The sequence below is a fragment of the Nocardia sp. NPDC057455 genome (genome assembly GCF_042802775.1).
In the GTDB taxonomy this organism is placed as follows: Bacteria; Actinomycetota; Actinomycetes; order Mycobacteriales; family Mycobacteriaceae; genus Nocardia.
In genome coordinates this window covers 18,514-33,088 of sequence record NZ_JBHVDM010000016.1, presented here as the reverse complement: position 1 = coordinate 33,088, position 14,575 = coordinate 18,514, and the positions used below count along the sequence as shown (strand labels likewise).

Annotated in this window: 12 protein-coding genes and 1 riboswitch; of the genes, 5 read left to right on the top strand and 7 right to left on the bottom strand. The window is 70.0% G+C overall.

Annotation, left to right across the window (positions count from 1 at the left end):
• Positions 1 to 117: 117 nt before the first annotated feature.
• A riboswitch (cobalamin riboswitch) is annotated at positions 118 to 305 on the top strand.
• Between the two features lie 170 nt (positions 306 to 475).
• Positions 476 to 2,743, top strand: coding sequence for a 5-methyltetrahydropteroyltriglutamate--homocysteine S-methyltransferase (gene metE / locus ACFU5M_RS09275; protein ID WP_379046365.1), 2,268 nt, complete (start codon positions 476 to 478; stop codon positions 2,741 to 2,743).
• Positions 2,744 to 3,177: 434 nt separating this feature from the next.
• On the opposite strand, the gene ACFU5M_RS09270 is transcribed toward metE, so the two are convergent.
• Positions 3,178 to 3,549: a nuclear transport factor 2 family protein gene (locus ACFU5M_RS09270; protein ID WP_379046363.1), complete on the bottom strand. Its 372-nt coding sequence runs from the start codon at positions 3,547 to 3,549 to the stop codon at positions 3,178 to 3,180.
• Positions 3,550 to 3,795: 246 nt separating this feature from the next.
• Here ACFU5M_RS09270 and ACFU5M_RS09265 point away from each other — a divergent pair, with 246 nt between their 5' ends.
• The gene (locus ACFU5M_RS09265) at positions 3,796 to 5,217 is read left to right on the top strand and encodes a short-chain fatty acyl-CoA regulator family protein (RefSeq protein ID WP_379046360.1); all 1,422 of its coding nucleotides are present in this window, start codon (positions 3,796 to 3,798) and stop codon (positions 5,215 to 5,217) included.
• Between the two features lie 19 nt (positions 5,218 to 5,236).
• On the opposite strand, the gene recG is transcribed toward ACFU5M_RS09265, so the two are convergent.
• Positions 5,237 to 7,519, bottom strand: coding sequence for an ATP-dependent DNA helicase RecG (gene recG, locus ACFU5M_RS09260; protein WP_379046357.1), 2,283 nt, complete (start codon positions 7,517 to 7,519; stop codon positions 5,237 to 5,239).
• A gap of 3 nt (positions 7,520 to 7,522) precedes the next feature.
• Positions 7,523 to 9,286, bottom strand: a complete 1,764-nt coding sequence (locus tag ACFU5M_RS09255) for a DAK2 domain-containing protein (protein WP_379046515.1) — start codon at positions 9,284 to 9,286, stop codon at positions 7,523 to 7,525.
• A gap of 327 nt (positions 9,287 to 9,613) precedes the next feature.
• Here ACFU5M_RS09255 and rpmB point away from each other — a divergent pair, with 327 nt between their 5' ends.
• The 3 genes from rpmB (at position 9,614) to ACFU5M_RS09240 (ending at position 11,408) form a co-directional block, all read left to right on the top strand.
• Positions 9,614 to 9,805 (top strand): 50S ribosomal protein L28, encoded by a 192-nt coding sequence (gene rpmB / locus ACFU5M_RS09250; RefSeq protein ID WP_011210730.1) that lies wholly within the window; start codon positions 9,614 to 9,616, stop codon positions 9,803 to 9,805.
• Positions 9,806 to 9,910: 105 nt separating this feature from the next.
• Complete coding sequence (locus ACFU5M_RS09245; protein WP_379046354.1) at positions 9,911 to 10,441, top strand: GNAT family N-acetyltransferase; 531 nt, start codon at positions 9,911 to 9,913, stop codon at positions 10,439 to 10,441.
• Between the two features lie 178 nt (positions 10,442 to 10,619).
• A complete protein-coding gene (locus tag ACFU5M_RS09240; RefSeq protein WP_379046350.1) occupies positions 10,620 to 11,408 on the top strand; it encodes an enoyl-CoA hydratase-related protein in 789 nt (262 codons plus the stop codon).
• A 7-nt stretch (positions 11,409 to 11,415) separates the two neighbouring features.
• Here ACFU5M_RS09240 and ACFU5M_RS09235 read toward each other — a convergent pair whose 3' ends face one another.
• The 4 genes from ACFU5M_RS09235 to thiL are packed head-to-tail and all read right to left on the bottom strand — an operon-like array spanning position 11,416 to position 14,506.
• Positions 11,416 to 12,279, bottom strand: a complete 864-nt coding sequence (locus tag ACFU5M_RS09235; RefSeq protein WP_379046347.1) for an alpha/beta fold hydrolase — start codon at positions 12,277 to 12,279, stop codon at positions 11,416 to 11,418.
• A gap of 58 nt (positions 12,280 to 12,337) precedes the next feature.
• Complete coding sequence (locus tag ACFU5M_RS09230) at positions 12,338 to 12,577, bottom strand: hypothetical protein (RefSeq protein ID WP_379046344.1); 240 nt, start codon at positions 12,575 to 12,577, stop codon at positions 12,338 to 12,340.
• Positions 12,578 to 12,629: 52 nt separating this feature from the next.
• A complete protein-coding gene (locus ACFU5M_RS09225; RefSeq protein WP_379046341.1) occupies positions 12,630 to 13,313 on the bottom strand; it encodes a uracil-DNA glycosylase in 684 nt (227 codons plus the stop codon).
• Between the two features lie 11 nt (positions 13,314 to 13,324).
• The gene (gene thiL, locus ACFU5M_RS09220; RefSeq protein WP_379046338.1) at positions 13,325 to 14,506 is read right to left on the bottom strand and encodes a thiamine-phosphate kinase; all 1,182 of its coding nucleotides are present in this window, start codon (positions 14,504 to 14,506) and stop codon (positions 13,325 to 13,327) included.
• Positions 14,507 to 14,575 lie beyond the last annotated feature (69 nt).

Below are 14,575 nucleotides of genomic sequence, written 5' to 3'. Positions count from 1 at the left end.
CGGCCGCACCGCGTCCTATGCTGAGGGTGCAGCTGGTTCACCGCAGCACGACGAGATGGAGCCCCGACGTCGCGCGACGGAGTCGAGCCCGCCCGTGCGGCGACGTCACGGCGGGTGAGAGGGAACCCGGTGGGAATCCGGGACTGTCCCGCAGCGGTATGCAGGAACGACCGCCGTCACCAGGCACTGAGTTCACCGAGCCGGAAGGCTCCGCGACTCGGGAAGCGACGGCCAGTAGGTCGGCCATCGGGAGCTCTCCGGCGTATGCCGGCCCGCACGGCCGGTGCCCGCGAGTCCGAAGACCTGCCAGCCGTGCCGGGTACGCCGTACCCGGCGGCCACCGCCTCGTGGATTGGGCGTGCGGATCACCAGCTGACGTGTCGGGCTCCTCGGCCGGGAATTCCACCGGCATGTCATCAGGTTCTCCGCCTGCCCGTATGGCGATGGCTTTCGTCCACAGCAATGGAGAGACACTGTGACTGTTGCACAGCAAAAGCCGTTCACCGCAACGGTTCTCGGGCTTCCTCGAGTGGGGCCCCGGCGGGAACTGAAGCGGGCCACCGAAGCCTATTGGGCAGGCAGGATCGACGCGGGCCGGTTGCATGCCGTGGCGCGCGACCTGCGGCGCGACCAGCTCACCGGCTTGCGGGCCGCGGGCTTGGACTCGATTCCGGTCGGCACCTTTTCCTACTACGACCAGATGCTCGACACCGCCGAACTGCTGGGCGCGCTGCCGCCAAGGGTCGCCAGGATCGCCGACCCGCTGGATCGGTATTTCGCCGCCGCGCGCGGCACCGACACGGTGGAGCCCTTGGAGATGACCAAGTGGTTCGACACCAACTACCACTACCTGGTGCCGGAAATCGGCCCGGAGACGGCGTTCTCGCTGCACCCGGAGAAATTACTGGCGGAACTGCGGGAGGCGCTCGAGCTGGGCGTGCCCGCGCGGCCGGTGGTGATCGGCCCGATCACCTTCCTGAAGCTGGCCAAGGCGACCGGCGGCTCGGGCCTGTCCCGGCTGATCGAACTGCTGCCGCTGTATCGGGAGCTGCTGCGCAGACTGGCCGCAGCCGGCGCCGAGTGGGTGCAGATCGACGAGCCGGTGCTGGTCACCGACCTCACGGCGGAGGAGATCGGCCTGGTACAGGTCACCTACGGGGAACTCGCGGACGCCACCGAGCGTCCGGCGATCCTCGTCGCGACCTACTTCGGGCAGCCGGGCGCCGCACTGGCGGCGCTGGCGAGCACCGGGATAGAAGGAGTGGCTCTCGACTTCACCTCCGGCGCCGACGTCGCCGCGGTGGCGGCCGTGCCCGCGCTGACCGGCAAGCTGGTCGTCGCAGGGGTCGTGGACGGTCGTAATGTCTGGCGCGCCGATCTCGACCATGCCCTGTCCATCCTCGATACGGCGCTGGCATCCGCAGCGCAGGTGGCGGTCTCGAGTTCGTGCTCGCTGCTGCACGTGCCCTACACGTTGGCCGCCGAGACGCGGTTGGACGTGCGGCTGCGGTCCTGGCTGGCGTTCGGCGCGGAGAAGGTGACCGAGGTCCGCCTGCTCGCGACCGCGCTGAGCGAGGGTGTGGAAGCGATCGGCGCCGAGTTGGCCGCGGTGCGTGCGGCGCTGGCGTCGCGAAGGTCGGATCCGCGGCTGAACGATCCGCGGGTGCGGGCCGCGCTGGCCGCGCTCGGGCCCGACGCCGTCCGCCGCGCGCCCGCCGAACAACGCCGGGAACTGCAACGGGACCGCTTGCGGCTGCCCGCGCTGCCGACCACGACGATCGGTTCCTACCCGCAGACCTCGGCCATCCGGCTGGCGCGCGCCGCACTGCGCAAGGGCGAGATCGACCAGGCGGAGTACGTCCGCCGGATGCGTGCCGAGATCGCGGAGGTCATCGCACTCCAGGAGGAACTGGGGCTGGACGTGCTGGTGCACGGCGAGCCGGAGCGCAACGACATGGTGCAGTACTTCGCCGAGCAACTCGACGGGTTCGCGACGACCGAGCAGGGATGGGTGCAGTCCTACGGAACGCGTTGTGTGCGCCCGCCGATCCTGTTCGGGGACGTGGCGCGGCGGGAGCCGATGACCGTCGAGTGGATCGGGTACGCGCAGTCGCTCACCGGCAAGCCGGTCAAGGGCATGCTGACCGGACCGGTCACCATTCTGGCGTGGTCGTTCGTGCGCGACGACCAGCCGTTGGGCGAGTCCGCGCGCCAGGTGGCGCTGGCGATCCGGGACGAGACCGTTGACCTCGAGTCGGCGGGCATCCGGATCATCCAGGTCGACGAGCCCGCCCTGCGCGAACTGCTTCCGCTGCGCGCGGCCGATCAGCCCGGGTACTTGCAGTGGTCGGTGCAATCGTTCCGGATCGCGACCTCCGGGGTGTCCGATGCGACGCAGATCCACACGCACCTGTGCTACTCGGAATTCGGCGAGGTGATCGATGCGATCGCCGGGCTGGACGCCGACGTCACGTCGATCGAGGCGGCGCGCTCTCATATGGAGGTGCTCGACGACTTGAACGCGGCGGGGTTCGACCTCGGCGTCGGCCCCGGCGTGTACGACATCCACTCTCCGCGGGTGCCCGGTGTGGACGAGATCACCAGCTCGCTGCGCGCGGCGCTGAAAGCTGTTCCGGCCGAACGGCTCTGGGTGAATCCCGACTGTGGACTGAAGACCAGGGGACGCGCCGAGGTGGAAGCCGCGCTGCGCAATATGGTCGCCGCGGCGGCGGCCATCAGGTAGCCCTGCCCGCCCGTCGGTGATCGGTGTCCCCTTCGTCACCCCGAGGGGGACACCGAATCATCAAGAGCCACAGTCTGTTTCCGGCTCCGGCCGTGGCGGTTGCCGCCGACGCAGCGTGTACCGATCACACGGTTCCTCCCGCCGCGTCACCGGCAACTCCCGCGCCCGCGCCCGCATCCCCCGCCGCCACGCCGTATGACACCCGGAACAACGCTCCATCGGCTACCCCTCCTCACATGTCGACCACCGGACAACGTTCCCCTCTTACCTACTTCGACGCGCCCACCCCCCGATTCGGTTCCATACGATTCGACATCGCGGAGAGGACGCGGGCCGAGATGACCGGGTGCGCCGATCTCGACCGGCTCGAGTCCTGGACGCACTGGGCCACCGCCGCCGGATCCGAGAACGATCTGTTCGACCGATGTCTCGCTCTACAGTCCGAAGGCCCGGTTGATGGCGGCCATATCGAAGTAGTCGCGCCACGCGGTGATTTCGCCGTCGGTGACTTCGAAGAACCCCATGACCGGGAGCGGCGTCTCGCGTCCGGCGGAGCGGAGGGTGTCGGTGCGCTCGTTCATCACCACGTTGCCGGAGGCGATCTGGTGGTGGATGTCGAAGTCGATGGCCTCGAAGGTGGTCAGGAAGCCCGCGATGAAGTCGCGGATGGCGGTGCGGCCGACGATGGGTTCCATCGGAATGTTGTGGTAGACGGCGTCCTCGGCGAAGTACGCGCTGATCCGGTCCGGATCGGGGTCGGACCAGCTTCGGCACATGGCTCGCACGAGTTCCTCGGGATCGGGCATTCGTTCTGCTCACTTTCCTGCTGCCGGAAGGCGGGGCCGGCCTCCCTCGATTCAACCAAGCAATCGCTCGGTAGGGAAGAGGATGAATGAGCATTTTCGCGCATCGTCCACGATGCGGCGGCAAACCTCTCTTCGCACGCTACGCAGATCGAATACATTGCTGGGCACCTCGCAAAAGCATATTCTTGTGGGAAAGTGCGCGCGTTTTTGCGATGATTGCGAATCATCGCAGCTACCATCGTGCACGTGCGCAAGATGTATGCGGGCGCCCGGCTTCGACGATTGCGGGAAGAGCGGAGGATGACTCAGGCGGCTCTGGCGAAATCGCTGGATCTGTCGCCGAGTTATCTCAATCAGCTCGAGCGCGACCAGCGTCCACTCACCATTCCCGTACTGCTGAAACTCAATTCCACTTTCGACCTCGACGTCCAGTTCTTCGCCGCCGATTCCGACGCGCGTCTCGTGTCGGACCTGCACGAGGTGCTCATCGACGCCGCGGGCGGGCACACCGCGCCGCTGACCGAGGTGGAGGAACTGGCAACCCGTCAGCCGGAGGTCGCCAGGATCGTCGTCGCGATGCATCGCCGACTACGCGCCGCCACCGATCAGCTCGACCTGCTCTCCGCGCGAGTGTCCGCGCCCGCGGGCGCGCCCGGCGTGCCCATGCCCTACGAGGACGTGCGCGACTTCTTCTACGACCATCACAACCACATCGCGCAGCTCGACATCGCCGCCGAGCAGCTGTTCGAGAACTCCGGGCTCACCATCGGCTCCCTCGATCGCCAGCTCGCCCGCGTCGCCGAGGAACGCGCCGGAGTCACCGTTCTGGTGCGCGGCGACGGCGCCGACCCCACCGTTCCCAAACGCCACTACGACCCGGAGACCCGGACGCTCACGCTCGCTCGCCGGTTGCGGCCGGGCCAGCGCGCCTTCCAGATCGCCACCACGCTCGGCCTTCTGCTGTACGGAGCCGAGCTGGACGCCGTCCTGGCCGAAAGCCCGTCGCTCAATGGCGAATCGCGCACACTGGCGCGGATCGGACTGGCCAATTACTTCGCAGGCGCGCTGGTACTGCCGTATGGCCGATTCCTGCGCTCGGCCGAGGAACTGCGCTACGACATCGACCTGCTCGGTCTGCGGTTCGAGGTCGGCTTCGAGACCATCTGCCATCGGCTCAGCACCCTGCAACGGCAGGGCCAGCGCGGCGTCCCGTTCTTCTTCGTGCGCACCGACCGGGCGGGCAACATCTCCAAACGGCAATCCGCCACCGCCTTCCATTTCTCCCGGGTGGGCGGCAGTTGCCCGCTATGGGTGGTGCACGAGGCCTTCTCCAACCCCGGCCGCGTCCTGACCCAGGTGGCCGAGATGCCCGACGGCCGTCGCTATCTGTGGGTCGCCCGCACCGCGGCGATAGCGCCGCACGGGTTCGGCACCCCGGCCAAGAATTTCGCGATCGGTCTAGGCTGCGATATCGAATACGCCGACCGCTTGGTGTATTCGGCCGGGTTGCAACTGGGCGACCCGTCGGCGTCGGTGCCCATCGGCGCGGGCTGCAAAGTATGCGAGCGCCCCACCTGCCCGCAACGCGCTTTCCCGCACATCGGCAGCCCGTTGGCGGTCGCCGAGCACACCAGCACCGACCTGCCCTACCCGCGGCTCGGGCGCTGACCTCGCCGGGTCCGAGGCCTCAGGACTTGGCCAGATACTCCAGCCGCTCCGAGTCCACTGCCGCGTGCATCATCCCGGCCAAACCGGGATGCTTGCGCAGGCCGGGGTCGGAGGCCACCACGGCGCGGGCGAACTCCTGGGCGGCGGTGATGACCTCGAGGTCGTCCAGCAGCGACAGCAGGCGCAGAGAGCGCGCCGTCCCGGACTGGGCGGCGCCGAGCACGTCGCCTTCGCGGCGGGTACGCAGGTCGAGCACAGCGAGTTCGAAGCCGTCGGTGGTGGCGGCGACCGCGTCCAGCCGTGCCATGGCCGATCCGCCCGGCGCGGCATCGGTGACCAGCAGGCACAACCCGGGGTGCCGGCCCCGTCCGATCCGGCCGCGCAGCTGATGCAACTGACTGACACCGAACCGGTCGGCGTCGACGATCACCATCACCGTCGCGTTGGGCACGTCCACGCCGACCTCGACCACGGTGGTGCACACCAGCACATCCACCGATCCGTCGTTGAACGCCCGCATCACTTGGTCTTTTTCGTCGGCAGGCAGTCTGCCGTGCAGCAGGCCGACCCGCACGCCGGACAGCGGGCCGCCACGCAACATCTCGAACACGTCGAGCACGGCCTGGGTGGTCGGGCCCTCCTTGTCGCCGTCGCCGGACTTCGACCGCCCGTTGCGGGACTTGCCCGCCGCTTCCTCGTCGTCGCCGATGCGCGAACACACCACGTACGCCTGGCGTCCGGCGGCGACCTCCTCCACGATCCGCTCCCAGGCGCGATCCACCCAGTTCGGATGCTGCCTGCGCGGCACCACCTTGGAGACGATCGGCGAACGGCCTTTCGGCAGTTCGGTCAACGTGGAGGTCTCCAGATCGCCGAGCGTGGTCATGGCGATGGTGCGCGGAATCGGCGTCGCGGTCATCACCAGCAGGTGCGGGCTGACACCTGCTTTGGCCTTGGCGCGCAGGGCATCTCGCTGCTCCACGCCGAAGCGATGCTGCTCGTCGACCACCACCATGCCGAGATCGAAGAACTCGACGTTGTCCTGGATGAGCGCGTGTGTGCCGATCACGATGCCCGCCTCGCCGGTCACCGCCTCCAGCAGGGCCGCCTTCTTGGCCGCGGCCGACATCGACCCGGTCACCAGCACCACGCGGGTGGCGTGGTCGGCCGCGCCCAGCTCACCCCCGGCGGCCAGCTCACCGAGCATGCCGCGCAGCGACCGGAAGTGCTGCGCGGCGAGCACCTCCGTCGGGGCGAGCAGCGCGCACTGCAGCCCCGCGTCCACTATCTGCAGCATGGCGTGCAGGGCGACGATCGTCTTGCCGGAGCCCACCTCGCCTTGCAGCAACCGGTGCATGGGCTGCTCGCGGGCCAGATCGGCGGAGATCTCCGCCACGACCTGCTGCTGCCCCGCGGTGAGTTCGAAGGGCAGCCGCTGGTCGAAGGCCGCGGCGATGCCGTCGGCGCGTGGCGCGCAGGCGCGGGCCCGGCGGCCGGACACCTCGTGCCTTCGATCGGCCAGCACCAATTGCAGGGCCAGCGCCTCGTCGAAACGCAGCCGATCCTTGGCTTGATCGATATCGGACTTGCGCTCGGGCAAGTGGACCAGGCGCAGCGCGTCGGACAGGTGCGGTAGCGCCCGTTCGGCGCGCATGTCCTCCGGTAGCGGATCCTCGAGCGGGTCGAGCTGGTCGAGCACCTGCCGCACGCAGGCGAGGACGTCCCAGCTCTGCACCTTGGCGGTCGCCGGGTAGACCGGGATGAACTCGCGTTCCATGAACGACGTGTCCACTCCACCCTCGCCTCGAGCGCTCTGCGCGAGGCCGCGCAGGTCTCCGCCGCCGCGCACCTTCGTCAGCGCGCCGACCGAGTCGTCGGCGTCCTCGGCCTCCGGCAGGATCAGGTAGCCGGGGTGGCTGAGATTCCACTGGCCCGGGCGCCAGTAGTTCACCGTGCCCGACATCATCGCGCGCAGACCTTCGCGGACCACGTATTTCACCTTGTCGCCGTTGAAGAAGGTGACGTCGACGCCGCGCCCGGAGCCGGTGTCGAGAACCACCTTCAGCAGCGATCCGCGGCGGTTGCGCATCGGCCGCAGTTCGGCTTTGGTGATCCGCCCGATGACGGTGATGTGCGTACCGTCCTCGGGCGCCTCCTCGGTGAGCGGCTGGCCCTGCGTCGCGTACCGCAGGGGGTAGTGCCGCAGCAGATCCTCGACGGTCTGCATGTCGAACGCGTCCGCCAGCGAGGCCGCCGCCTTCGCGCCGAGGATGTGGTCGAGCCGATCGCTCAGTGCCGCCATGCCCTACTCCACTCCGATCTGCACCGAATCGCCGTGCTGCCCACCGGAATACACGATCACCTCGACACCGGGGAAATTGCGCGCGATATGAGCGGCCAGTTCGTCGCCGAGCCCGTCCGGCGCCGACGCTCCCACCAGCAGGGTGACCAGCTCGCCGCCGAAGGCGAGCAGCCGGTCCAGCAGCGTCCGCCCCGCCGCGGGCACATCGCGCTCGATCACGACGACATCGTGTCCGGCCAGTCCGAGACCGTCGCCCGGCTCGCAGGTGCCGACCATGGTGAGCGCACGCTCGGTCGCCGCGCGCAGCGCTCCCCATCGCGTCGTGGCGGCCGCTTCCGACATGGCGAAGGCATCGTCGACCGCCATTCGCCCGCGGTCGTGCACGGCCAGGGCGGCCAGTCCCTGCACCATCGACGCGCTCGGCAGCAGCAGCACGTCGCGATGGGCGTCACGCGCGGCGACGCCGACGGCGACCAGTTCGTGCGCGGGCAGGGCGCCGTTGGGCAGCACCAGCACTTCGCGGTTCGGCATCCGCCGGATCGCGGCCAGCAGCGTCGTCGCGGTGACCGGCTCGTCGCCCGCCAGCACCACGGCGCCCGCGTCCTCGAACAGCGTCGCGGCGCCCGCACCCGCGACCACCGCCAGAATTCCGCGATCCGCCGGAACTTCCCGTGTCGCCCTCGCGCTCGGGCCGAGCCCACCGGCTACCACCTGGGTCGAATCGGCGGGCGGTGCGGATCCTCCGGTTCCGACCGGCCGGATCCGCGAGCCGGAGACGCCGTCACCGGCGGGGGGATGCGCCGAGTTCGCGCGTTCGCCGAGATCGGCGGCGACGTCAGCGGACCAGGCCGGTGCGTCTCGACGCGAGGTGAACACAACATTTTCGATCCGGATCCGACTCGGTTCGCCCGCCGCGATGCCCGCCTCCACCGCCGCCCCAGCGTCGGCACAGTGCACATGCGCCGACCAGGATCCGCCCCCGTCCCCGACCACGACGACCGAGTCGCCGAGTTCGCCGAGACGGGCTCGCAGCGCGGCCACTCTTCGCTCATCGGAGCCGGTCAGCAGGTACATCACCTCGTACTGCGGCTCGGCGTCGCCGGTGGGCGCCGGTCGCGCCGCCGCGGGCCGTGGGTACTCCGGCCGGGCGGGCGCCTCACCCCGGGTCACCGTCACCAAGCTGTCCAGCAGCACGACCAACCCGCGGGCACCCGCGTCCACGACACCGGCCCGGCGCAGCACGCCCAATTGGAACGGCGTGTCACCGAGCGCTTTGGCCGCGCCGTCGGCCGCCGCCAGCGCCACGTTCGCCAGCTCCTGGTCCGGGCACTGCGCGGCCGCCGCGGCCGCGCAGTCGAGCACGGTGAGGATGGTCCCCTCGATCGGCACGCTCAGCGCTTCGCGGACCAGTTCGGAGGCCCTGGCCAGCGCGGCGCGCAGGCTGTCCGCCGTGAACGGGCCACCGTCCACCGCGTCCGCGACGCCGCGCAGTACCTGGGACAGGATGATCCCGGAGTTGCCCCTGGCCCCGACCGTCGCGCCGTGCGCCATCGCGACGGCGACGGCGCGTGCCGCGCTTCCGTCCCGGTTCTCCCGTGCCGTGGCCGCCTCCCCCGCCTCTACCGCGGCGCGCATGGTGGCGAGCAGGTTGGTACCGGTGTCCGCGTCCGGGACGGGAAAGACATTGAGTGCGTTGATCTCCTCGCGCCGATGCTCGAGGCCGGTGAGACAGGCGCGGCCCCAGCGCAACAATGCCGTGCCGTCCATCACATCTCGCGCTCCGGACACCGTCACCTCACTCCCTTCCGCCACCTGCGCACCACCGCCGCCCGCCAGGTTAGCGGGCCGTGCCGACGGGCGACCGGCAAGACCGCGCCGATAGACCGGGAGTGCTCGGCCACGGGTCCGGCACTCGTCCGCGGGGACCGGTTTGGTGGATCGACGCCTGCACAGCTACCCTTGCAGGGTTGCCTCGCGCGGCCGTCGTCGGTCTGCGCTGGTCGGCTCCCCGCCGACAGGGCACCACACTTGACATTGCACGAGGACGCACCGCGAAAGCGGCGGTCCCACCATGACATGAAGGAGTTCGCGACTATGGCTGCCGTCTGCGACGTCTGCGCCAAGGGCCCCGGCTTCGGGAAGTCGGTCTCGCACTCGCACCGGCGCACCAACCGTCGTTGGAACCCGAACATCCAGACCGTTCGCGCGCAGGTTGCCCCCGGCAACACCCGCCGCATGAACGTGTGCACCTCCTGCCTGAAGGCGGGCAAGGTCGTCCGCGGCTGATCCGCTTCCCGGCTGATCAGTATCGTCGGCACACGCCCCGGACCACCCGCATCGGGTGGTCCGGGGCGTTGTCATGACTGCGGGCGGGCGACGAGTGTGGCCGCTGTGACCGAGCATTCGTGGCGGGTCCAGCCGCTGGCCGCCGAGTATGTGCACAGCCTCGCCGAGTGCCACATCGCCTGCTGGCGCGAGGCGTATCGGGGGCTGGTGCCCGCGCACGTGCTCGACGCGTTCGACATCAAGCGCCGAGCCGAGCAGTGGGAGCGCGACCGGGTGCGCTATCCGGGCCGCACGCACGTCGCGGTGATCGGGGACGCGGTCATCGGATTCTCCAGCGCGGGTCCGCCCGGCAACGCTGACGCGGTGACGCCGCTGGAGCTGCACGCCCTCTATGTGCGGTCCCGCTGGCACGGCAGCGGGGTCGCCGACGATCTGATCCGCGCCGCGCTCGATCCGGCCGCTCCGTGCTCGCTGTGGGTGTTCGAACAGAATGCGCGCGCCCAGGCTTTCTACCGCAAGCACGGTTTCGTGCTCGACGGCACGCGCAAGGTCGAGTCGTTCACCGCCGCGTTCGAGGTGCGCATGGTGCGCACCCCCACGATGCACGCGGACCTAGCACTGAATGACACCCACTAGGCCTACCTCCGCGCCTTTACTTCCTCCGCGTCCTGCCCACCTCCGCGACCCCGCTCCCCCGTACGCGTCCCGCGTACGTCGATGCCACCGGATTCGCCGAGCGCGTCATGCATACCTTCACTCCCACCACCGGCTACCGACGGACCGTGTCCGGCTCCGCCCGTTTAAGGTGCAGATCATGACCTCCAGCGAGCAAGCCGGATACGTGACAACCGTCGACGGCGTCCTCCAGATCACCATCGCCACGTCCGCCAACGGCACGTCCATGGACTTCGCGGGCATCAATGCCGGCACCGTCGCACTCGGCTCACTCGGCTCCGAAGTGGGCGCGGTGCTGCTGCGGGGCGCGGGCGCGAACTTCTGCGCGGGCGGCGATGTTCGGGGTTTCGCCGCGGCACGGGATCGCTCGGCGCACATCCACGGCCTCGCTACCGACCTGCACGAATTCGTCCGCGCGCTGGACGCGGCCACCGTCCCGGTGGTGGCCGCGGTCCAGGGTTGGGCGGCGGGCGCGGGCATGAGCTTGGTCTGCATGGCCGACATAGCCCTCGGCGGACCCGCCACCAAGCTGCGCCCGGCTTATCCGGGCATCGGCCTGAGCCCCGACGGCGGCATGTCCTGGACGCTGCCGCGCATCGTCGGGCGAGCGCGGGCCCGTGAGATCCTGCTCACCGACGCGGTCCTGGACGCCGAGGAGGCGGTGCGCCTCGGCGTGCTGAGCAGGCTGGTCCCCGACGGCGAGATCGCCGAGGAGGCACAGCGCCTCGCGCGCACCCTCGCCACCGGGCCGCGTTCCACCCATGCGAGCATCAAATCTCTGCTGCGACAGTCGGAGACCGCGACACTGAGCGATCAGCTCGACAGCGAGCGCGACGGAATCGCCGCGGCCGCGGGCTCCGCCGCCGGACGCGAGGGTGTCGACGCGTTCGCCGGGAAGCGCAAACCCGACTACGCCGGGCTGGCCTGATCGGTCGTCACTCCAGGGTCGAGAGCACGAATTTCGCCACCGCGTCGGTGAACGAGTCGTTGTCGTCACCGGCCGCGGTGTGCGCGGCGCCGCCGATCTCCACGAGCTGGGCGTGCGGCACCAGTCGCTGGAACGCTTCGGCTCCTTCGGCGCTCACCACATCCGAGCGCATGCCACGGACCAGCAGCACCGGGATACGCAGCGCGCGCGCCGCGTCCTCCATCGGCTCGATCATCGCGGACGGATCCTCCGGACGGTCGCTCAGCATGTCCGGATCCCAATGCCAGTACCAGCGTCCGTCGCGCTCGCGCAGGTTGCGCAGCAGGCCCTCGGTGCTCTTCGGACGCGGGCGGTGCGGCAGGTACGCGGCGACCGCGTCGGCCGCCTGCTCTATGCTGTCGAAGCCATCGCGATGTTTGCCGAGGAAGTCGATCACCCGGGCGACCCCCTCCGGCTCGGGCCGGGTCACGATGTCGACGAGCACCAGGGCGCTGATGGCCTCTCCCCCGGGCCGCGCGGTGGTCAGCAGGCCGGTGATTCCGCCCATGCTGGCCCCGACGACCACCGCGGGAGCGCCCAGCTGTTGCAGCACCAGCAGCAGGTCGTCGACCATGGTCTGGCGCCGGTAGTCACGATCCGGCGCCCACTCGCTGTCGCCGTGGCCGCGGGCGTCCACCGTGACGACCCGCATTCCCGACGCGCCCAGCCGGGCGCCGGTCTTCTTCCACGAGTGCCGGGTTTGCCCGCCACCGTGCAAGAAGACGACGAGCGGGCCGTCGACCGGGCCGAACTGATCGGCGGCCAGCTCGATTCCGCCCGAACCGCGCAGCCGGAGCCGGGACGGTTCGAGAAGATTGTTCGCATTACTCACGATCTGTAGGATCGCACAACGCCGTTCCGCGCCGGCGTGAACCCGGCGAATCGAGGGTTCAGCAGCCGAGATTGCCCACGAAGAACAGGCACGCGATCTTGGCGTTCACCGAGGCGGAGATGGTGGAGGAGCCGCTGGAGGTGTACTCCTCGGCGACCGGAGCCGTGGTGGTCTCCGTGGCAGGCTCGAGGCGCAGCGGGGCCGCTCCCGCGACGGCCGCGCCGCTGGTCAAAGCGGCACAGAAGGCCAGGGTCGCGGTGGTGCCGCGCAGCGCGCCGCGGACGGTGGTGTTGTGCATGGAACAGCTCCTCACTCGTTTACTCTCGGTCGATCACACACAGACGCCCGATTCAGGGCAGGCGCCAGTCAACCGGTTCGGCACCCAGTTCGTCGAGTAATTCGTTCACTCGCGAGAAGGGGCGGGAACCGAAGAACCCACGAGACGCCGACAGCGGCGACGGATGCGCGGACTCGATATACGGCACCTCGGATTCGGCCAGCAGCGGCTTCAGCGTCGCCGCGTCGCGGCCCCACAGGATCGCCACCAGCGGCTCGTCCCTGGCGACCAGGGCGCGGATCGCCTGATCGGTGACCTCCTCCCAGCCCTTGCCCCGGTGCGAGGCGGGCTTGCCGGGCGACACGGTGAGCACTCGGTTCAGCATCAGCACACCCTGGTCCGACCACGGGCTCAGATCACCGCAGGAGGGCGTGGGGTGGCCGAGATCCTTGCTGTACTCGGCGAAGATATTGGCCAGGCTGCGCGGGATCGGCGAAACATCAGGCGCCACGGAGAAACTCAGCCCCATCGGATGGCCGGGCGTCGGGTAGGGATCCTGGCCGACCACGAGCACGCGCACCGCGTCGAACGGACGCTGGAAGGCGCGCAGGACGTTCTCACCGGACGGTAGGTAGCCACGGCCCTCGGCGTTCTCGGCACGCAAGAATTCGCCCATGGCGGAAATCCGATCCGCCACCGGCTCGAGTGCCTTCGCCCATCCCGGATCCATGATTTCCGACAGTGGTTTCGTGCCCATGACCGCACAACTTAGCGTGGCTCGGCGCCGGACGACGAGTCCGCCCCACGGAACGATTCCCACCCACCGCCGCCGGTCTGCGCGACGCCGTCGACGGAAAGCCCGCGACCGGCCACAACTCGCCCGATCGCGACCCATCCGGGCGGCAGCGCGCGGCCAGGAGCCCAAGCGCCGGCGAAGGCGTGGTCCTCGCCGCCGGTCAGGATCCATTGCGTCGCATCGGCATCCAGCCGAGCGGCGACAGGCTCCAGCGCCGGGTCGCGCAGGGCGGCCGAATCCAGGTCGATGGCCACGCCCGAGGCCGAGGCGATGTGCCCCAGATCCGCGAGCAACCCGTCGGACACATCGGTCAGCGCGTGCAGCCCGTGCGCGGGCGCTCCCGGCGCCGTACTTCCGGACGCGGTGCGCGCTTCCGGGTGGTCACCGAGCGGCACCGGCCGGGACGACGACTCTGTGGGCCTCGACGCTCCGGATTCCAGCGGATCGAACGCGGAATGTCGCGCGGCCACACCGGATGCGGCCTCGGTTCGCGCCGAAAGCCGCTGAGCCGCCACGATTTCCGCAGGCCCGGAGGACCCGCCGCGCAACGCGTCCAGCACGACGGCGTACGGCGGCTGCGGGACACGATGCGCGGCAAGCGCTTCCGCGACCTCGGGCCCGGTCACCCCCGCGGTGAAGGCGGCCAGGCCCGCGGCCGACCAGCCGAGCCTGCCCGCCACCGCGACGACATCCCCCGCGCGCGCACCTGCTCTGGTAATCGGCGCGCCGCTGCCCGGATCGCCGAAGGCGGTGACGGAGATGACCAGTTCCCGGCTGCGGACCAGGTCGCCGCCCGCGATGGACGCCCCCGCCCTGGCCGCCTCGGCCCACATGCCGTCCGCGAGTCCGTCGACCACCTCGAGCGGGGTGTCGGCCGGGCAGCCGAGCGCCACCACGAACGCGGTCGGCGTAGCGCCCATCGCGACCACATCGGCGGCGTTCTGCGCGATCGCTTTGCGGCCCACGTCCTCGGGGCTGGACCAGTCCAGCCGGAAATGCCGGTCCTGCACGAGCATGTCGGTGGTCACCACGAACCGGCCGTCCGGAGCCGCGACCAGCGCCGCGTCGTCGCCAGGGCCGAGCAGCACACCCGGCGCCTGCACGCGGCCCGCGTTGATGCGGTCGATCAGCGCGAACTCCCCCAGTTCACGCACTGTCCTCGGGGCACTGCTGGCGCTGATGACCGATCCTTCCGGCGCGGTGCTTGCTGGAACGAGGCCGAC

Coding starts and splice junctions, on each gene's coding strand:
- ACFU5M_RS09270 (WP_379046363.1), bottom strand. CDS start 3,549: ATGCCCGATCCCGAGGAACTCGTGCGAGCCATGTGCCGAAGCTGGTCC.
- recG (WP_379046357.1), bottom strand. CDS start 7,519: ATGGCGGCACTGAGCGATCGGCTCGACCACATCCTCGGCGCGAAGGCG.
- ACFU5M_RS09255 (WP_379046515.1), bottom strand. CDS start 9,286: ATGGACGGCACGGCATTGTTGCGCTGGGGCCGCGCCTGTCTCACCGGC.
- rpmB (WP_011210730.1), top strand. CDS start 9,614: ATGGCTGCCGTCTGCGACGTCTGCGCCAAGGGCCCCGGCTTCGGGAAG.
- ACFU5M_RS09240 (WP_379046350.1), top strand. CDS start 10,620: ATGACCTCCAGCGAGCAAGCCGGATACGTGACAACCGTCGACGGCGTC.
- ACFU5M_RS09230 (WP_379046344.1), bottom strand. CDS start 12,577: ATGCACAACACCACCGTCCGCGGCGCGCTGCGCGGCACCACCGCGACC.
- ACFU5M_RS09225 (WP_379046341.1), bottom strand. CDS start 13,313: ATGGGCACGAAACCACTGTCGGAAATCATGGATCCGGGATGGGCGAAG.